The sequence below is a fragment of the Pseudomonas sp. MWU347 genome (assembly GCF_017947305.1).
GTDB classification, from domain to species: domain Bacteria; phylum Pseudomonadota; class Gammaproteobacteria; order Pseudomonadales; family Pseudomonadaceae; genus Aquipseudomonas; species Aquipseudomonas putida_A.
Map to the genome: position 1 here is coordinate 224,519 of NZ_JAFGZB010000004.1, position 19,131 is coordinate 243,649.

The 19,131-nt window shown below is 60.9% G+C and carries 17 protein-coding genes; 7 read left to right on the forward strand and 10 right to left on the reverse strand.

The window, feature by feature from the left end:
• Nucleotides 1-166: 166 nt before the first annotated feature.
• The 4 genes from KCG87_RS10330 to emhA all read right to left on the reverse strand — a co-directional run bounded on the left by KCG87_RS10330 (nucleotide 167) and on the right by emhA (nucleotide 7,626).
• Nucleotides 167-1,426 (reverse strand): OprD family porin, encoded by a 1,260-nt coding sequence (locus KCG87_RS10330; protein WP_115988059.1) that lies wholly within the window; start codon nucleotides 1,424-1,426, stop codon nucleotides 167-169.
• Nucleotides 1,427-1,843: 417 nt separating this feature from the next.
• Entirely contained in the window at nucleotides 1,844-3,322 is a 1,479-nt protein-coding gene (gene emhC / locus KCG87_RS10335; RefSeq protein ID WP_210557949.1) for an AdeC/AdeK/OprM family multidrug efflux complex outer membrane factor, read from the reverse strand.
• On the reverse strand, nucleotides 3,319-6,468 hold the full coding sequence (gene emhB / locus KCG87_RS10340; RefSeq protein WP_210557946.1) for an efflux RND transporter permease subunit: 3,150 nt from the start codon (nucleotides 6,466-6,468) through the stop codon (nucleotides 3,319-3,321). Before emhB ends, emhC begins: the two co-directional genes overlap by 4 nt.
• 3 nt (nucleotides 6,469-6,471) lie before the next feature.
• A complete protein-coding gene (emhA, locus tag KCG87_RS10345) occupies nucleotides 6,472-7,626 on the reverse strand; it encodes an efflux RND transporter periplasmic adaptor subunit EmhA (RefSeq protein WP_027614406.1) in 1,155 nt (384 codons plus the stop codon).
• 267 nt (nucleotides 7,627-7,893) lie between these two features.
• Here emhA and emhR point away from each other — a divergent pair, with 267 nt between their 5' ends.
• On the forward strand, nucleotides 7,894-8,526 hold the full coding sequence (emhR, locus tag KCG87_RS10350; protein WP_027614407.1) for an efflux system transcriptional repressor EmhR: 633 nt from the start codon (nucleotides 7,894-7,896) through the stop codon (nucleotides 8,524-8,526).
• Nucleotides 8,527-8,890: 364 nt separating this feature from the next.
• Here emhR and KCG87_RS10355 read toward each other — a convergent pair whose 3' ends face one another.
• From KCG87_RS10355 to KCG87_RS10370, 4 genes are all read right to left on the reverse strand, one after another.
• On the reverse strand, nucleotides 8,891-9,340 hold the full coding sequence (locus tag KCG87_RS10355) for a hypothetical protein (RefSeq protein WP_210557944.1): 450 nt from the start codon (nucleotides 9,338-9,340) through the stop codon (nucleotides 8,891-8,893).
• A 159-nt stretch (nucleotides 9,341-9,499) separates the two neighbouring features.
• Nucleotides 9,500-10,549 (reverse strand): alkene reductase, encoded by a 1,050-nt coding sequence (locus KCG87_RS10360; protein ID WP_096797051.1) that lies wholly within the window; start codon nucleotides 10,547-10,549, stop codon nucleotides 9,500-9,502.
• Between the two features lie 30 nt (nucleotides 10,550-10,579).
• Nucleotides 10,580-11,746 (reverse strand): MFS transporter, encoded by a 1,167-nt coding sequence (locus KCG87_RS10365; RefSeq protein ID WP_210557942.1) that lies wholly within the window; start codon nucleotides 11,744-11,746, stop codon nucleotides 10,580-10,582.
• A 5-nt stretch (nucleotides 11,747-11,751) separates the two neighbouring features.
• On the reverse strand, nucleotides 11,752-12,072 hold the full coding sequence (locus KCG87_RS10370; protein ID WP_003222436.1) for a helix-turn-helix transcriptional regulator: 321 nt from the start codon (nucleotides 12,070-12,072) through the stop codon (nucleotides 11,752-11,754).
• Nucleotides 12,073-12,241: 169 nt separating this feature from the next.
• Here KCG87_RS10370 and KCG87_RS10375 point away from each other — a divergent pair, with 169 nt between their 5' ends.
• On the forward strand, nucleotides 12,242-12,820 hold the full coding sequence (locus KCG87_RS10375; protein ID WP_098967601.1) for an ACP phosphodiesterase: 579 nt from the start codon (nucleotides 12,242-12,244) through the stop codon (nucleotides 12,818-12,820).
• Nucleotides 12,821-12,930: 110 nt separating this feature from the next.
• On the opposite strand, the gene KCG87_RS10380 is transcribed toward KCG87_RS10375, so the two are convergent.
• Both KCG87_RS10380 and olsB read right to left on the reverse strand, forming a co-directional pair.
• Nucleotides 12,931-13,725 carry a lysophospholipid acyltransferase family protein gene (locus KCG87_RS10380; protein WP_210557940.1) on the reverse strand — a complete coding sequence of 265 codons (795 nt, stop codon included), beginning with the start codon at nucleotides 13,723-13,725 and terminating at the stop codon, nucleotides 12,931-12,933.
• Complete coding sequence (gene olsB, locus KCG87_RS10385; protein ID WP_007963187.1) at nucleotides 13,725-14,480, reverse strand: L-ornithine N(alpha)-acyltransferase; 756 nt, start codon at nucleotides 14,478-14,480, stop codon at nucleotides 13,725-13,727. Before olsB ends, KCG87_RS10380 begins: the two co-directional genes overlap by 1 nt.
• A gap of 153 nt (nucleotides 14,481-14,633) precedes the next feature.
• Here olsB and KCG87_RS10390 point away from each other — a divergent pair, with 153 nt between their 5' ends.
• From KCG87_RS10390 to KCG87_RS10410, 5 genes are all read left to right on the forward strand, one after another.
• Nucleotides 14,634-15,512, forward strand: coding sequence for an acyl-CoA dehydrogenase family protein (locus tag KCG87_RS10390; RefSeq protein WP_210557938.1), 879 nt, complete (start codon nucleotides 14,634-14,636; stop codon nucleotides 15,510-15,512).
• Nucleotides 15,513-15,661: 149 nt separating this feature from the next.
• Nucleotides 15,662-16,741, forward strand: coding sequence for a serine hydrolase (locus KCG87_RS10395; RefSeq protein WP_210557936.1), 1,080 nt, complete (start codon nucleotides 15,662-15,664; stop codon nucleotides 16,739-16,741).
• Complete coding sequence (locus tag KCG87_RS10400) at nucleotides 16,738-17,055, forward strand: amidase (RefSeq protein ID WP_210557933.1); 318 nt, start codon at nucleotides 16,738-16,740, stop codon at nucleotides 17,053-17,055. Before KCG87_RS10395 ends, KCG87_RS10400 begins: the two co-directional genes overlap by 4 nt.
• A gap of 190 nt (nucleotides 17,056-17,245) precedes the next feature.
• Nucleotides 17,246-17,836, forward strand: a complete 591-nt coding sequence (locus tag KCG87_RS10405) for a YceI family protein (protein WP_134785607.1) — start codon at nucleotides 17,246-17,248, stop codon at nucleotides 17,834-17,836.
• Between the two features lies 1 nt (nucleotide 17,837).
• Nucleotides 17,838-18,995, forward strand: coding sequence for a phosphatidylserine/phosphatidylglycerophosphate/cardiolipin synthase family protein (locus tag KCG87_RS10410; RefSeq protein WP_098967611.1), 1,158 nt, complete (start codon nucleotides 17,838-17,840; stop codon nucleotides 18,993-18,995).
• Nucleotides 18,996-19,131: the final 136 nt, after the last annotated feature.

Here is a 19,131-nt window from a genome sequence, read left to right on the forward strand (position 1 = left end):
AGCTTCGCGTACAGCATCCGGAGATAACGGAAGAAAACTAAGGGCTCCTACAGCAGGCTGGAGAATTTACACACTCTGTTGACTGTATCTGCGCCTCGACAAATCGCCAGTCCGGGCTGACCAGTGGTTGATGCCGGCGCCGCTTGTGCAGCGCCGGCGTGCGGGTTCAGAGCAGGCTGATCGGATAGCTGATGATCAGACGGTTTTCGTCGAACTCGTTGTTGCTGAAATCGCGGCGCATGGTCGAGTTGCGCCAGCGCACGTTGAGGTCGCGCAGGGCGCCGCTCTGCACGGTGTAGCCCAGTTCCGATTCGCGGCCCCATTCCTTGCCGTCGGTGATGGTTCCGGTGTGCACGTTGTCGCCGCTGATGTAGCGGTTCATCAGGGTCAGGCCGGGGATGCCCAGGGCGGCGAAGTTGTAGTCGTGGCGCACCTGCCAGGAGCGTTCCTGAGCGTTGTCGTAGCTGGCGTTGTAACTGTCGTTGGCGAGGGTGCCGCCGCTGGTGCCGTTGACGCGCATCCAGGCGCTGTCGCCGGTGAGTTTTTGCAGGCCGACGTAGAAGGTGCTGCCGCCGTAGCGGGCCGAGAACATCCCCGACCAGGTCTTGTTGTCGAGTTCGCCGGCGCGGGCGCTGCCGTCGTCCTTGCCGTAGAAGAAGCCCAGGTTGGCGCCCAGCGTCCAGTCGCCGAGTGGCTGGCTGTGAATCAGGTTGACGTATTGCTGGCTGTAGATGTCCTTGAGTTCGGCGTTCCACAGGCCGATCTGCGTGCGTTTTTCGTTGAAAACGTACTCGCCGCCCTGAAAGTTGAAGCGATCAGAGGTGAACGCCGCTTTGCCGGTCATCGACATGTCGCTCATGCTGCTGTCGTCGCGCGGGCTGTTGGCGCGGAACTGCCCGCCATACAGGGTCAGCCCGTTGATTTCCTTCGAAGTGATCTGCCCGCCACGGAAGGTTTGCGGCAGCGAACGGCCGTCATCCGAGCGCAGGATCGGCAGCACCGGCATCCATTCGCCAACCTTGATTTCGGTCTGAGAGAGCTTGGCCTTGAACGCGACGTTGGTGCGACCGAAGTTGTCCGCCGGCCGCCCGTCGTGATCCAGCGGCAGCAGTTGCGTGCCACCGGTGCCTTTGCCGCCATCAAGTTTCACCGAGTACAGGCCGAGCACGTCCATGCCGAAGCCAACGGTGCCTTGGGTGAAGCCGGATTTGGCGTCGAGGATGAAGTTCTGCGTCCACTCTTCAGCCTTGCCCTGAGCCTTGGTCGGGTTGGTGAAGTTGCGGTTGATGTAGAAGTTGCGCAGGTTGAGGTTGACCTTGGCACCTTCGACGAAACCGGCTTCTTCGGCTGCGGCGGGGAGGGCGACGCCGGTCAGGGCCAGGGCGATCAGGCCGGGGAGTGCGTACGGCGCAGTTGGATGAGTCATCGCAGGGTCTCTTGTTATTTTTTTTAGGTCGAACAGAGCCGTTGCCGCCATTTTCGGGGCGGGCACGAGCTTGCAGAATCAGGGATGAAGCAGCGGCGATCAGCCGGACGGGACAGGGCGCGGGAGCATGGTGTCGAACCTGTTGTTATTGGTTTTGTGGAGCGAATGGTGCGGGGGGCGATGGGCGGGATTCAATCGGGGAAAGCGGGTTTTGGGCGATTATCGAACGCAAGATTGAGCCGGGTTTTTTCTCGCGTCTATCAGGGCCTCTTCGCGAGCAAGCCCGCTCCCACAGGAGAATGCATTCCAAAAGTGGGAGCGGGCTTGCTCGCGAAGAGGCCGGCTCAGACGCCACAATATTTCTGACAGGCAACAAAAAGCCCGCCAAGTGGCGGGCTCCTTGTGTTCACCGGATGATCAGAACAGCTTCATCTTCGGTGCTTCTTCTTTCAGCGGTTCGTTCTGCGCGGTCTGCGCATTCCAGCCACCACCCAGGGCCTTGTACAGGTTGACCGCACTGGTCAGCTGCGCGAGGCGGTCGGTGATCAGTGCCTGTTGCGCACTGAACAACTGACGCTGGGCGTCGAGGAAGGTCAGGTTGCTGTCGACACCGATGCGGTAACGACGCTCGGCCAGGCGGTAGTAATCCTGGTTGGCCGCGACGAAGTCACGCTGCGCCTGCAACTGCTCGGTGTAGGTCTGGCGGGCAGCCAGGCCGTCGGCGACTTCCTGGAAGGCGGTTTGAATCGACTTCTCGTAGTTCGCCACGCCAATGTCCTTCTGGATCTTGGCATAGTCGAGGCTGGCACGCAGGCTGCCGGCGTTGAAGATCGGCAGGTTGATCTGCGGCTGGAACAGCCAGGTCCCCGAACCGCCCTTGAACAGACCGGACAGGTCCGGGCTCAGGCTGCCCGCGTTGGCGGTCAGGCTGATGCTCGGGAAGAACGCTGCACGGGCGGCGCCGATGTTGGCGTTGGCCGCTTTCAGGTTGTACTCGGCCTGGAGGATGTCCGGACGACGCTGCAGCAGGTCCGAAGGCAGACCGGCCGGTACATCGCTGAGCAGGTCATCCGACAGCGGTTTGGCCGCTTGCAGATTGGCCGGGATGCCGGTGCCGAGCAGCAGCGTCAGGCTGTTTTCGTCCTGAGCCACCTGACGGGTGTACTTGGCCAGTTGCGCCCGGGCGTTTTCCACCGAGGTGCGCGACTGCGCCAGGTCCAGCGCCGAGGCCACACCGACTTCATTGCTGCGGCTGGTCAGCTTGTAGCTTTCTTCAAAGGCACCGAGGGTGTCTTGCGTCAGCTTGAGCAGTTCCTTGTCGGCCTGCCAGGTCATGTAGGCGTTGGCGACACTGGCCACCAGACTGATCTGCGTGCTGCGGCGCGCTTCTTCGGTGGCGAAATATTGTTGCAGCGCTTGTTCGCTCAGGCTGCGCACCCGACCGAACAGGTCGAGTTCGTAGGCGCTGATGCCGACGGTCGCGGTGTAGGAGCTGCTGATGTTCGCTTCACCGGTCTGCGACGCACGGGCCGGAACCCGCTGACGGCTGCCGCTGGCATTGGCCGACACCGCCGGGAACAGGTCAGCACGCTGGATGCGGTATTGAGCCGCATAGGCGTCGATGTTCAGCGCCGCGACACGCAGGTCGCGGTTGTTTTCCAGTGATACCTGGATCAGCTGTTGCAGGGCCGGGTCATGGAAAAACTGCTTCCAGCCCTGTTCGGCAGCGGCTTGCGCCGGAGCCTGGGCCGGCGAGTACGCCGGGCCCTGCGGGTACGCCGGGCCCTGCGGGTACTGGCCCGCGACCGGTGCTTCAGGCTGCTGATAATCGGGGATCAGCGAGCAACCGCTCAGCACGAAGGCGGCGACTGCGATGGAGAGTAGCGACTTGCTCATTGGCCAGCCTCTTTAGGAGTTTCAGTCGTCTCGTCCGGGTCGGCGATTTTACGCTGGCCGATGGACGAAACCGTGACGAAGAACAGTGGGACCCAGAAGATCGCCAGGATCGTGGCCGTGAGCATACCGCCAATCACGCCAGTACCGATCGCGTGCTGGCTACCCGAACCGGCACCGGTGGAGATCGCCAACGGTACTACACCGAGGACGAACGCCAGCGAGGTCATGATGATCGGTCGCAGACGCATGCGGCACGCTTCGATCGCCGCATCGCGCAGACTGCGCCCTTGTTCATGCAGCTCCTTGGCGAACTCGACGATCAGAATGGCGTTTTTAGCCGCAAGACCGATGGTCGTCAACAGGCCCACCTGGAAGTACACGTCGTTGGACAGCCCGCGCAGGCTGGTGGCCATCAGCGCACCGATGATCCCCAGCGGTACCACGAGCATGACCGCGATCGGAATCGACCAGCTTTCATACAACGCCGCCAGACACAGGAACACCATCAGCAGCGACAGGGCGTACAGCGCTGGCGCTTGCGAGCCCGACAGACGTTCCTCGTAGGACAGACCGGTCCAGGAGATACCGACACCGGCCGGCAGCTTCTTGGCAATCGCTTCGACTTCGGCCATCGCTTCACCGGTGGAGTAACCCGGCGCCGGAGAACCGAGCACTTCCATCGCTTCGACGCCGTTGTAACGGGCCAGTTTCGGCGAACCGTAGATCCACTCGCCCTTGGCGAACGCGGAGAACGGCACCATGGTCCCGGCGCTGTTGCGCACGTACCACTTTTTCAGGTCTTCAGGGCTCATGCGCGCACCGGCCTGACCTTGCACATACACCTTCTTCACCCGACCACGGTCGATGAAGTCGTTGACGTAGCTACTACCGAAGGAGATCGACAGGGTGCTGTTGATGTCGGAGAGACTCAGACCCAGGGCCTGGGCTTTCTCATCGTCAATTTCCAGGTGGTATTGCGGCTCGTCGTTCAGACCGTTCGGACGCACCTGGTAGAGCACCTTGCTCTGCGCGGCCATGCCGAGGAACTGGTTGCGGGCTTCCATCAGTTTTTCGTGACCGATACCGGCGCGGTCCTGCAGGAACACGTCGAAACCGGTGGCGTTACCCAATTCCAGTACCGCAGGCGGGGCGAACGCAAACACCATCGCATCGCGGAAACTGAAGAAGTGTTGCTGCGCACGCTGTGCCAAGGCAAACACGCTGTTGCTCGAATCACGCTCGTGCCACGGCTTGAGCATGATGAACGCCAGACCCGAGCTCTGACCACGACCGGCAAAGTTGAAGCCGTTAACGGTAAACACCGAGGACACCGCGCCCGCCTCTTTATCCAGCAGGTAGGTACGCATCTCGTCGATCACGACTTGAGTACGTTCGGCACTGGAGCCAGCCGGGGTTTGTACCTGGGCGAACAGTACGCCCTGGTCTTCTTCCGGCAGGAACGCGGTTGGAATGCGGGTGAACAGCCAGATCATGCCGACGACGATCAGCAGGTACGCCAGCAGGTAAGGGGCTTTGCGCGACAGCATGTTGCCGACACCGCGCTCGTAACTCCTGACACCGCGATCGAAATTGCGGTTGAACCAGCCGAAGAAACCTTTTTTCGGCGTGCCGTGGTCACCCTTGGCGATCGGCTTGAGCATGGTTGCGCAGAGCGCCGGGGTGAAGATCAGTGCAACCATTACCGACAGGGCCATGGCCGAGACGATGGTGATCGAGAACTGCTTGTAGATCACACCGGTGGAGCCGCTGAAGAACGCCATCGGCAACAGTACCGCCGACAGCACCAGGGCGATACCGACCAGGGCACCCTGGATCTGGCCCATGGATTTCTTGGTCGCTTCCTTCGGTGACAGGCCTTCTTCGGCCATCACCCGCTCGACGTTTTCCACCACGACGATGGCGTCGTCCACCAGCAAGCCGATGGCCAGCACCATACCGAACATGGTCAGGGTGTTGATGCTGAAACCGGCGGCGGCGAGGATGCCGAACGTACCGAGCAATACCACCGGTACGGTCATCGTGGTGATGACGGTGGCGCGGAAGTTCTGCAGGAACAGGAACATCACCAGGAACACCAGCACGATCGCTTCGACCAGGGTTTCAACCACACCCTTGATCGACTCGGTCACGACCGGAGTGGTGTCATACGGGAACACCACTTCCATGCCTTGCGGGAAGAACGGCTTGAGGTCGTCAATCGTCTTGCGCAGCGCTTTGGCTGTGTCGAGGGCGTTGGCACCGTTGGCCAGTTTTACCGCCAGACCGGACGCCGGGCTGCCGTTGAACTGCGCAGAAATACTCGAGTTCTCACCACCCAGACCGACGTCGGCCACGTCGCCGACACGGACCTGGGAGCCATCCTGATTGACCTTCAGCAGGATCGCCTTGAACTGCTCGGCAGTCTGCAGACGGGTCTTGCCGATGATCGTGGCGTTCAGTTGCTGACCTGGCAGCGCCGGCAAACCGCCGAGCTGACCGGAAGACACCTGGACGTTCTGCGCCGAGATCGCGGCGCTGACATCCGACGGCGTCAGGTTGTACTTGTTCAGCTTGGCCGGATCGAGCCAGATGCGCATCGCGTATTGGGCACCGAAGACCTGGAAGTCGCCGACACCGGCAGTCCGCGAGATCGGATCCTGCATGTTCGACACGATGTAGTTGGACAGGTCGTCCTTGGTCATGCTGCCGTCACGCGACACCACGCCGATCACCAGCAGGAAGTTCTTCACTGCCTTGGTGACGCGGATACCCTGTTGCTGCACTTCCTGCGGCAGCAGCGGGGTGGCCAGGTTCAGCTTGTTCTGAACCTGAACCTGCGCGGTGTCGGAGTTGGTGCCTTGCTCGAAGGTCGCGGTGATGGTCATGCTGCCGTCGGAGTTACTTTCCGAGGACACATAACGCAGGTTGTCGATACCGTTGAGCTGCTGCTCGATCACCTGGACCACAGTGTCCTGCACGGTTTGCGCCGAAGCGCCCGGGTAGGTCACGGAGATCGCGATGGCCGGCGGTGCAATGCTCGGGTACTGGTTGATTGGCAATTTCAGGATCGATAATGCCCCGACCAACATGATCACCAGGGCAATTACCCAGGCGAAAATCGGACGGTCGATAAAAAATTTCGACATGAGTTACTCCCCTTTGCCGCCAGCGGCTTTGTCAGCTGCTTGAGCGGGGGCCGGGTTCTTGGCTACGTTGGTCGCTTCGGTCGGGTTGACCTGAGCACCTGGGCGAACATATTGCAGGCCTTCGGTGATCAGACGATCGCCGGCTTTCAGGCCATCTTCGATCAGCCACTGGCTGCCAACGGTACGGCTGGCCTTGAGCTGACGCAGTTCAACCTTGTTGTCCGGGCCGACGACCAGTGCGGTCGGAGTGCCCTTGAGGTCACGGGTCACGCCTTGTTGCGGCGCCAGAATGGCCGCGGCGTTGACCCCGGCCTGCAACTGGGCGCGGACGAACATGCCTGGCAACAGGGTGTGATCCGGGTTCGGGAACACGGCGCGCAGGGTCACGGAACCGGTAGTCGGATCAACCGATACTTCGGAGAATTCCAGCTTACCGTCGAGCTTGTACTGGCTGCCGTCCTCAAGGGTCAGCTTGACCGCTGCCGAGTTGTCGCCGGCCTTCTGCAGACGACCGCTTTCCAGCTCGCGGCGCAGTTCCAGCAGCTCAACCGAGGACTGGGTAACGTCGACGTAGATCGGGTCCAGTTGCTGGATCGTCGCCATCGCGTCGGCCTGACCATTGCTGACCAGTGCGCCTTCGGTCACCGAGGAACGGCCGATACGGCCGGAGATCGGCGCGTAGACCTTGGTGTATTTCACGTTGATCTGCGCGCTCTGCAGCGACGCTTCCGATTCCATGCGATTGGCCACGGCGGTGTCGTATTCCTGGCGGCTCACAGCCTGCTCGTCGACCAGTTGCTTGTAGCGGTCGGAGATCGACTTGGTCGAACGCAGGTTGGCTTCGGCGCTTTTCAGGGTCGCTTCATAGACTGCCGGATCGATCTGATACAGCTGCTGGCCGGCTTTGACGTCGCCGCCTTCCTTGAACAGACGTTTGAGAATGATGCCGTTGACCTGTGGTCGAACTTCAGCGATGCGGTACGCACTGGTGCGCCCCGGCAGTTCCGACGTGAGGGTGAACGCTTGTGGTTGCAGGGTGACGACGCCGACCTGAGGAGGCGGAGCGGCTGGGGCCGCTTCTTCCTTTTTACATCCGCTGAGCAGCGATGCCAGGGCGACGGCAGTGACCAGAGCGGTAACAGCTGGCTTGAATTGCATGAAGATCCTCGGGTCAGGCGCGCACATTGCGCACAAGAAGTGTGAAAGGGTAAAAAAATCGGGTCGAGTGGATAAGTAGCTTGCTAAGGAATATACTTACGTTCATGGTTGTTTGTAAATAGCTTGGCGTCGTACCCACCCTGTTACAAAATGCGTCGCAAGGTTTGAAATTGTAGGCCGGGGAGCCGATTCGTGAGAGATCAGCCCCCTCTTTATTCAGCGGATATTCAGCCATCCCTGAAACATCCTGTTTGAGGTTTTACTGCCATGGTCCGTCGTACCAAAGAGGAAGCTCAGGAAACGCGCAGCCAGATTCTCGAAGCGGCCGAGAAAGCGTTTTATGAAAGGGGTGTGGCCCGCACGACCCTGGCGGATATCGCGACGATGGCCGGCGTGACGCGCGGTGCCATCTATTGGCATTTCAGCAACAAGGCCGATCTGGTGCAGGCGATGCTCGACAGCCTGCATGAACCGCTGGATGAATTGGCCAAGGCCAGCGAGAGCGAGGACGAACTCGACCCGTTGGGGTGCATGCGCAAGCTGTTGATCCATCTGTTTCATCAGGTAGCCCTGGATCCGAAGACCCGTCGCATCAACGAGATTCTGTTTCATAAGTGCGAATTCACCGATGAAATGTGCGATCTGCGCCAGCAGCGCCGCACAGCCAGTCTCGATTGCAACCTGCGCATCGGTCTGACCCTGCGTAATGCGGTCAATCGCGGCCAGTTGCCGGAAGATCTCGACACTGCCCGGGCGGCCATCAGCATTCATGCGTATATCGATGGCCTCCTGTATGGATGGCTGTTGGCGCCGGACAGCTTTCAATTGCATGCCGAAGCCGAGCGCTGGGTCGATACAGGGCTTGATATGCTGCGCCTGAGCCCTAGCCTGCGCAAATGAAACAAAATGCGTAATTGAATCTGTCCGTGTCAAGACTTGAAGCGGGAAATGTCCCTGCTTCAAGTCTTTTTGTAATGGAGTGCTTTTATATACGTACGTTGGCCAGGTTGATAGGTAGCGAGCTACGTATTTTGTAGGGGTTTTGTGTCGACTGTGTGAATGAATGTTAACGACTCGGGCTAAAAGGGCGCCGAGCAGCCGATACGCACCAACCGATCCGTTTCGTTTTTGAGTTCCCTTTGCCCGATCCTCACCACCAGGCTGCGTTACTTCCGATGGGCTCGAGCCACGGCCTTTAGTTTGCTCGCGCCTCTATAATGTCAGCGTTGTCCGTACCGTTACTGCATGAGCAGGTAACTCTCTATCAGGCCGATGGCGTCATGAATGCGATCATCTTATAGCTGTAAGGGTAAACCGGGTTTTCATTTTCCAATGCTGCGCCGCAGGTGATGGGGTCGGCGCCAACAGAGAACGCGTTGGTATCCCAGAAAAGTTCGACTTTTGGAGCCCTGTGCCCCGCCATTTGTCGGTAGCAATAACTGAGCGTAGTGTCGAACCGTACTTTCTGCTTGTAGTTGGTGTAGCAGATGTAAGTGTTGAATACCTCTTTTTTGATATCGTAATCAATAACGATGTCCTGTTTCAGATGAGGATCTCCTTCAAACAGCATAAAGACGGTCTGGTAAGGGAGGATCTTGTCGATACGCGTCAAGGGTGGGTGCTTTGGAGAGGCATCGTCAAGCCAGAAAGTAGAATCCGTGGCATTGGTGATTTGCAGGAGGAATGTAAGTTTGTTTGGATCTATATCATTCATCTTTATATTGCCTTGTTAGATTAAGTTGGTGGGTTGTAATTGATGAGTTGCTGGACGGAGCTTAGGTTTATATTGTTCTGATGGCGAATCTTTAAATGTATGAAAATAAAAAAAGCCCCGCCTCTTTCGAGGCGGGGCTTACTTGTTAGTTGTTGTTGTTTACAGCGTTGGATAATCGATATAACCGACCGGGCCTTTCGCGTAGAACAACTCGGGACGTGCGTCGTTCAGCGGTGCGTCGGCCTTCAGGCGTGCCGGCAGATCCGGGTTGGCAATGAACGGTACGCCGAACGCTACCGCGTCAGCCTTGCCTTCAGCCAGCCACGCATTGGCGCTGTCCTTGGTGAAGCGTTCGTTGGCGATGTACGCGCCGCCGAAAGCTTCTTTCAGCTGTGGGCCTAGGCTGTCGGCGCCTTCTTTCTCGCGGGAGCAGATGAAGGCGATGCCGCGCTTGCCCAGCTCGCGAGCCACATAAGTGAAAGTCTCGGCCAGATTGTCGTCGCCCATGTCATGGGAATCGGCGCGGGGTGCCAAGTGCACGCCGACACGGCCGGCGCCCCAGACGTCGATCGCTGCGTCAGTCACTTCCAGCAGGAGACGCGCACGGTTTTCCAGGGAGCCACCGTAGTTATCGGTGCGCTGGTTGGTGCTGCTTTGCAGGAACTGGTCGAGCAGGTAGCCGTTGGCGCCGTGGATTTCCACACCATCGAAACCGGCGGCTTTGGCGTTCTCGGCACCGGTGCGGTAGGCCTCGACGATCTCGGCGATTTCAGCGGTTTCCAGAGCTCGCGGGGTCGGATAGTCGGCCAATGGACGCACCAGGCTGACGTGACCTTTAGGCTGGATGGCGCTCGGCGCGACCGGGGTTTCGCCGTTGAGGTACGACGGATGCGAGATGCGGCCGACGTGCCACAGTTGCAGGACGATCTTGCCGCCGGCAGCGTGCACGGCTTTGGTCACGTTGGTCCAGCCGCGCACCTGGTCGTTGGACCAGATGCCCGGGGTGTCCGGGTAGCCGACGCCCATCGGCGTCACCGAAGTGGCTTCGGAGAGGATCAGACCGGCGGAGGCGCGTTGCACGTAGTACTCGGCCATCAGCGCGTTCGGCACGCGGCCTTCGTCGGCGCGGCAGCGGGTCAGCGGAGCCATGATGATGCGGTTGGACAGCTCGAGGTCGCCCAGTTTGATCGGATCGAAAATAGTTGCCATGTGTACAACCCTCGTCAGTTAAGTGGTTAATCAGTGGGTAGCGGGGGCCAGACCGGCGTCGCCGTTCTGACGGAAAGTGATCAGGGTCACCAGCAGCGCGAGCACGGCCAGCGCGGCGGCGGCCAGGGGCACGCTGGTCAGGCCGAAACCGTGGGCGATGACGCTGCCACCGACCCAGGCGCCCAGGGCGTTGCCGATGTTGAAAGCGCCGATGTTCAGGGTCGACACCAGGTTCGGTGCGGCCTTGCCGAAGGTCACCACGTTGACTTGCAGCGCCGGGACGGCGGCAAACGAAGCGGTGGCCCAGAGGAACAGGGTGATCTCCGTCGGGATCAGCGCAACGCTGGTCCAGCTCAGCACGGTGGAAACCACCGCCATCGCCACGAACACGCCGATCAGGGTCGCGCCGAGACGCTTGTCCGCCAGTTTGCCGCCGATGATGTTGCCCACCGTCAGACCGAGGCCGATCAGCAGCAGGGTCCAGGTCACGCCTTTTGGCGAGACACCGGTGACATCACCGAGCAGCGGCGCGACATAGGTGAAGAGGGTGAACATCGACGCGGCGAACAGCGCGGTCATGCTCAGCGACAGCCAGATGCCGGCGCCTTTGAGGGCGGCGAGTTCGGCGCGCATGTCGAGTTTTTCCTCGTCACGCTTGGCCGGCAGGAAGCGGATCAGACCGATCAGCGCCACTACACCAATCACGGTCACCGCCCAGAAGGTCGAGCGCCAGCCGGCTTCCTGGCCCAGCGCCGTGCCCAGCGGTACACCGAGCACGTTGGCCAGGGTCAGGCCGGTGAACATCAGCGCCACGGCCGATGCGCGTTTGTTCGGCGCCACCAGCCCGGCAGCTACCACAGAACCGATACCGAAGAACGCACCGTGGCACAGCGCCGTGACGACACGGGCAAACATCAGCACGTTGTAGTCACTGGCGATGGCACACAGCAGGTTACCGACGATAAAAATGCCCATCAGCGCTACCAGTGCGGCCTTGCGCGGCATTCTGGCGGTGGCCAGTGCCATGAACGGCGCACCGATGGCCACGCCCAGGGCGTAACCGGTCACTAGCCAGCCAGCGCCGGGAATCGACACACCGAGGTCGGCCGCCACATCGGGCAGCAGGCCCATGATGACGAACTCGGTGGTGCCGATGGCGAAGGCGCTCAAGGCCAGAATGAGTAGCGAGAGGGGCATTTGAATCAATTCCTTGTGGGAGCGCTGAGCTCTTTGACGATGGCGTCGAGGAACGCCTGGATCACGTCCTCGTTGCGTTTGAAGAAGTGCCACTGGCCGGCTTTCTGGCTGCTGATCAGACCTGCGCGTTGCAGGGTCGCCAGGTGGGCGGAGACGGTCGACTGCGACAGGCCGCAGCGTTGATCGATCTGCCCGGCGCAGATGCCGTACTCGTGGTTGTGTATCTGCTCAGGAAACTGGGCTTTGGGGTCTTTCAGCCAGATGAGAATGTCTCGCCGTACTGGGTGTGCCAGGGCTTTTATTATTTCGTCGAGGTCGAGGTTCATGGCTTTATGCTCGTGATGTGTAGCGCTATATCGCGATGAGGCGAACTTTAAATCGGTATTTCGCGATATACAAATATGAATTTGATCTGACGACCGCATAAATCGGTATATCGGGTTATAACGATACGTGTGCTGTAACGATGAAAGCGCGCAGTGCTAAGCTGCGCCCATGAACTATCTCGCACATTTACACCTCGGAGGCCAGCACCCCGAGCAATTACTCGGCAGTCTGTATGGCGATTTCGTCAAAGGACGCCTGCAAGGGCAATTTGCACCGCAGATTGAAGCGGCGATTCAGTTGCATCGGCGCATTGATGTATTCACCGATCGCCACCCGTTGGTGGACATCGCCCTCGGGCGTTTCACCGAGACCCGGCGGCGTTACGCGGGGATTGTCCTTGATGTGTTTTTCGACCATTGCCTGGCGCGGGACTGGACGCAGTACGCCGATCAGCCACTGGGGCAGTTCACCGCCGACGTTTATCGGGTGCTGTCGAGCGAGCCGCAATTGCCCGAACGCCTGGCGAAAATCGCCCCGCACATGGTCGCCAATGATTGGCTGGGTTCGTATCAGGAATTCGAAGTGCTGGACCAGGTGCTGCGCGGGATCTCGCGGCGTCTGACTCGGCCTGAGGAGCTGGCGGGGGCTATGCAGGAATTGCGGCGGTTGTACGAGCCGCTGAGTGAGGATTTCCGTTTGTTCTATCCGCAGCTTCAAGAATTTGCACAAACGTCGACAACGCAGTAACCCCCTGTGGGAGCGGGCTTGCTCGCGAATGCGGTAGGTCATTCAACATGTGCATTGGCTGAACCACCGCTTTCGCGAGCAAGCCCGCTCCCACAGGGGGGATCTGTGTTTCAGGCGGCGATCAATTCGCCGGCGCGACGCGGTTCGGCAGGTTTGGCCACCTCACCAAACAACGCCTTCTGCACCGCCTGCTGTGCTTCGAACGCCAGTGCTGCACGCTCGCGACCGACGCAGGCAATCGGCTTGAGCACGTGAATCTCGACATCGCCGCAGTCGTTGCTGAACAGACGCATCAGGTGCGACAGCAAGTCATCGTCACCAATGAACGGCGCCAACGCGTCGATTTCGCCATTGCGCAGATAACGGATTGCCACCGGTTGCAGCATCACCTCCGAATCAATCGCCGCCGACAGCAGGCGACCATGAAAGGTGCGCAGCGAGCGGCCATCGGTGGTGGTACCTTCCGGGAACATCAGCAACGGATGTTGCGTTTGCAAGTGACGGGTCATCTGTTTGCGGATCAACTGGCTGTCGCCCGAGCCGCGACGGATAAACAGACTGCCGGCCTTCGCCGCCAGCCAGCCGGCCACCGGCCAGGTGCGCACTTCGGCCTTGGACAGAAACGACAGCGGCGTGAGCATGCCCAGCACCGGAATGTCAGTCCATGACACATGATTGCTGACCCACAGCATCGGCTGCTGCGGCAACTCGCCGTGCACGGTCACGCGAAAGGGCAGGGCATGGCTCAAACGCGCCATGAAAAACCGTGACCAGCGCTGCCGACGTTGCATCGAGTGCGCCAGGCCCAGACGTTCGAACACGCCGAAGACGCTGGCCATGGTCAAGCCCAGCGCCACCACCAGCAGCACCCGCGCGATCCGCGCGTACACGCGCAACCGGCTCATCACACGGCCGCCTTGAAGTGCTTGGCGTAGCGCGGGCAGAGTTCGTCGCGCTTGAGCAGGATAAACACGTCGGCGACCTGGAAGTCTTCGTCCCAGCACGGCTCGCCGCAGATCTTCGCACCCAGACGCATGTAGGCCTTGAGCAACGGCGGCATCTCGGCGATCACGTTCGATGGAATATCCAGCGACGGCAGTGGATTTTTCGGCTCGGCGCGCAAGTGTTCGGTGCACAGATAACGTTCGCGCAGACGCTGCATGATTGCGTGGGCCTGTACGCCGCCGTCCTGCATCGGAATGCTCGCGCAACCCATCAGGTAGCTGTAGCCGCCCTGATTCAACACTTCGGCCAGTTCACCCCAGAGCACGGCGATGGTGCCGCCGTTGCGGTAGGCCGGGTCGACGCAGGTGCGGCCGATTTCGAGGATCGGGCCTTGCAGATGGGCGAGGCCGTGCAGGCTGAATTCTTCTTCGCTGTAGAACTTGCCCAGGCTGCTGGCGGCGGTGTGATCGAGCAAACGAGTAGTGGCGACCAGACGCCCGGTGTTCAGGTCACGCACGCCGATGTGGCTGCAGTGAACATCATAGTCATCCATGTCCAGACCCAGTTCCGCGCCTTTCAGCTTGGCGTTGAACTCGCCGCTGAATACGCTGAAGCGCAAGGCCTGGGCTTGCTGCAAGGCCTCGGCGCCGATCAGGCGTTCGGCTTGCAGGCGGCGTTCATTGCCGGTGTCGCTGATGCGGGCGATCTGAGTCATTTGAATCTCCGTACGGGCCTTGAACCCGTCGTGGGTTGCAGCCGATCGACTTTCTTTATGCAGCCATGTTGTGCAAAGTCAGGCTATGTAGCCCCGGTGTCATCACCGTGAACGTTTGGTGATGCTTGTATGACAGCCCTCAAGGAGCCTCTTATGCCCTGGCCCAGCCTGCTCGAAAGCCATGAACGCCTGCCCGCCGTGACTGATCTGGCGGAAGGTTTCGCTACCTTGCTGCATCAATTGGGCAACGTGACGCCGTTCGAACTGGCGGTGGCCGGAGGGCGGCGGATGGCGACGCCGGGGCTGGCATTTCTGGTGGGGTATCAGGCGGCGTTGCGCATGCTCTGGCCGAGCGCGCCGCCGAGTCTTGGTGCGTTGTGTGCGACCGAGCAGCGCAGCCTGCGCCCGGCGGACATGCAGACGCGCCTGACGGATTTGCGCCTCAACGGGCGAAAGGATTTCGTCACCGCCGGGGATGCGGCGGACTGGCTGCTCGTCGCCGCGCGCAGTGAAGAACCCGGCGAAACGCCGCGCCTGAGTCTGGCGGTGGTCTATCCCGGCGAGCCCGGCGTGCGCGTGGAAAAACTCCCGGCGCTGCCGCTGATGCCGGACATCAGTCACGGTCGGCTGCATCTGGACGGCGCGTTGTGCGAATTGCTCGCGGGCGATGGCTGGGACGCTTATGTAAAGCCGTTTCGTACCCTGGAAGATGTCTATGTGCTGAGCGCGATGACCGCGTGGTTGTACGGTGTCGGTCAGGACAGCGGCTGGTCGCAGCCGCTGCTGTTGCGCTTGCTGGCGCTGTTGGCCGGGTGCGCGGAAGCGAGTCGCCAACCACCGAACAACCCGGCCGGGCATGTGCTGTTGGGCGGGTTGTTTGCGCAGTTTGATGCGCTGAAGGGCGAGATCGATCAGGCGTTGCGCGCGGGTAATCCGGAGTGGGCGCAGATGTGGCAGCGTGATCAGGGGGTGATGCAGTTGGCAGCGGGGGCGCGGGCCAAACGCTTGGCCAAGGCTTTGGCGGTGGGCTGACTGGCCTCTTCGCGAGCAAGCCCGCTCCCACCCTTGGAAAGCGTTTCAAATGTGGGAGCGGGCTTGCTCGCGAAGGCGGTGGCAAAAACACCACACATCTGTCATGTGGCAAGACTACCCTCAGCAGGTTCTCCCCAAGAGCCCTCACCATGTGCAAAAGCCTGTCCCTGTTTCTGCTGCTGATCAGCTTCACGGTCCAGGCCGAGCAATGGCCCGGTGAGCAATGGCCGACTGGCGCAAAAATCAGCGGCGCAGCGGTCGAGGCATTAGAGACCTACGCCTTCCCACCCCGCGACGACACTACCCGCCAGGGCATCCGCACGGACGCGCTGCTGATCATCCGCGACGGCCAGTTGATCTACGAACGCTACGCCGGCCCGACCCGTGCCGAGACCCCGCACCTGACCTGGTCGATCAGCAAAAGCCTGATGGCCACGGTACTCGGCGTGGCGTATGGCGAAGGCCTGTTCAAACTGGATGATCCGGTTTCGAAGTTTTATCCGGCGCTGGAAAAACATCCGGCGATCACCGTGGCGGATCTGCTGCACTGGGCTTCCGGGCTGGACTGGCAGGAAGACTACGAATACGCGCCGCTGAAATCCTCGGTGGTGGCGATGCTCTACACCCGTGGGCACCGCGACATGCCAGGGTTCACCGCCGATCACGACGCCTACGCGCCGCCGGGGCAGGCGTTCCGTTACTCCAGTGGCGACAGCAATCTGCTGGCCGCTGCGTTGAAAGCCATGGTTGGTCCGCAGCGTTATCCCGACTATCCGTGGACGGCGCTGTTCGAGCCGCTGGGCATCCGCCATGCCGTGTGGGAAACCGATGCCGGCGGTACGTTTGTCGCGTCCTCTTATGCCTATCTCACGGCGCGGGATCTGGCGCGGGTCGGTCTGCTGATGGCTCGCGACGGACGTTGGGGTGACCGGCAATTGCTGCCCAAGGATTGGGTCGCTTTCAACCGCACTGCCTTTGCCGGCTACAAGGCGCATCAGGACGAAGCGGTGCCCGGTGGTCAGTGGTGGCTCAATCGCCCGGCGGATGGCGCCGCCGCGCCGTGGCCCGACGCGCCGCCCGACACCTTCGCCGCCCTCGGCCACTGGGGCCAGGCGCTGTATGTGATCCCCAGCGAGAAACTGGTGATCGTGCGTTACGCCGATGACCGCGACGGCAGCTATCGCCACAACGAGCTGCTCAAACGCGTGCTCAAGGCGGTGCAGCTATGAAACTGTTGAAGCGGGTGTTGCTGCTGGCGCTGATCGTGCTGCTGGGCTGGATCTGGCTCGAACGGGACAACCTGTGGGCGTTCCCCGACATCATCAGTGCCTACACGGCCAAGGAATATTGTTCGTGTCGTTATGTGATGAACAACGATGCCGAATACTGCCGGGGTTATGTGAAACAGTGGCTGCCAACCAGCGAATTCAGCGATGACAGCGCGAGCAAAACCATCACCGTCAGCGGCATGGGCCGCAGCAACCGCGCCCAGTGGCTGAGCGAACGGCAGGGCTGCCGCCTCAATCCTCAAGTCAATAGATAACCCTGTGGGAGCGGGCTTGCTCGCGAATGCGGTGTGCCATTCAGCATTTGTGTTGACTGATTCACCGCCTTCGCGAGCAAGCCCGCTCCCACAGGAGGTTTCACCAATCGATAGATTTGCGGCGATCAGTTTGCAATAACGGCGTGGGCGGTTAAGGTTCGTGCAGGTTTATCGCCCCCACGAGTATTCAATGTTCAACCGCTCCCTCTATACAGCCTTCGCCAGTCTGCTGCTGACTGCCGCCGCGCTGCCGGCGCAGGCCAACTGGTATCTGGATGGCGAGTCGTCGCGGCTGTCGTTCGTCAGCACGAAAAACGCCCACATTTCTGAAGTGCAGCGCTTTCTGGTGCTGCACGGCAAGGTCGATCCGGATGGCCGCGCTGAAGTCGAAGTCGAGCTGGACTCGATCAACAGCGGCATCCCGCTGCGCGACGAGCGCATGCGCAAGGAGCTGTTCCAGATCGAGCAATTCCCCGAAGCGACCATCAGCACCCGGATCGACCTGCGCCCGATCAACGATCTGGCCCCCGGTGCGCAGCTGGAATTGCGTCTGCCGCTGACCGTCAACCTGCACGGCAAGCAACATGAATACCCGGCAGAGTTGCTGGCCACCCGTCTCGACGACCGGCGTTTTCAAGTGGTGACCCTGGAGCCGGTGGTGATCAACGCCGAGGATTTCGATCTGGCGCCGGGGCTGGAAACCCTGCGCAACCTGGCCGGCCTGTCGGCCATCAGTCTGTCGGTACCGGTGGGTGCGGTGCTGATTTTCACGGCGCGCTGACATGCGCGGCGCGGTGTTCCCTTGGCGTGACGGCAACCGGTTCGAACTGTTGATTGACGGCCCGCAATTCTTCCCGCGCATGCTGGTGGAAATTGCCCGCGCCGAGGAGCAGGTCGAACTGGAGTTGTATCTGGTGGAGGCGGGCGCTTGTGCCGAGGCCGTGGTTCAGGCGCTGGTGCAGGCCGCCGAGCGCGGCGTGCGGGTACGCTGCCTGTTCGATGACTACGGCAGCCTCGCGTTTACCCTGCACCTGCGTCAGCGCCTGACCAAAGCCGGGGTCGAACTGCGTTTCTACAATCGCCTGAACTGGCGGCGCTGGGTCGGCAACTTCTATCGCGATCACCGCAAATTGCTGCTGGTCGATCAGCGTCTGGCGGTGGTCGGCGGCACCGGTGTTACCGATGAATTCTGGACACCGGGGCAGGACAGCAGCGAGTGGCACGAAGTGATGGTGGAAATCAACGGCCCGCTGGTGCTCGACTGGCAAGTGCTGTTCGACCGCCAATGGATCGCCAACCGCCATCGCCGGGCGTGGAAACCGTCGGCGCATGTCGGCCTGCCACGCTTGCCCAAGGTTCCGGACATGGGCGAGGGCATGGGCCGTGTGGCCTATGCCGATGCGCGTCAGCATCGCGACATTCTGCAGTCGCTGTTTCGTGCACTGAACAGCGGGCAGAAGCGCATCTGGATGGCCACCCCGTATTTCCTGCCGACCTGGAAAATCCGCCGCTCGCTGCGCAAGGCCGCTGCTCGCGGTGTCGACGTCCGGTTACTGCTGACCGGGCCGCGCACCGATCACCCGTCGGTGCGTTACGCCGGCCATCGCTACTACCCGCGCCTGCTCAAGGCCGGGGTGCAGATCTTCGAATACCAGCCGTGCTTCCTGCATCTGAAAATGGTGTTGGTGGACGAGTGGGTGAGTATCGGATCGTGCAACTTCGATCACTGGAACCTGCGCTTCAATCTGGAGGCGAATCTGGAGGCACTGGACCCGTCGTTGACGGCAGCGGTGGTGCAGAGTTTCGAGAAGGATTTCGGTCTGAGCCAGCAGGTCAGTCTGGAGGAGTGGCAGCGCCGGCCGTTGTGGCGGCGAGTGAAGCAGCGGATCTGGGGTTGGGTGGATCGGCTGGTGGTCAACATTCTCGATAGACGCGGTTAACGCCAATTCCGAACCCAGTGGATTCCAATGTGGGAGGGGGCTTGCTCCCGAAGGCGGCATGTCATTCAGCATTAATTTAGCTGATACACCGCATTCGGGAGCAAGCCCCCTCCCACAAAGGCCCCTCTCACACGGG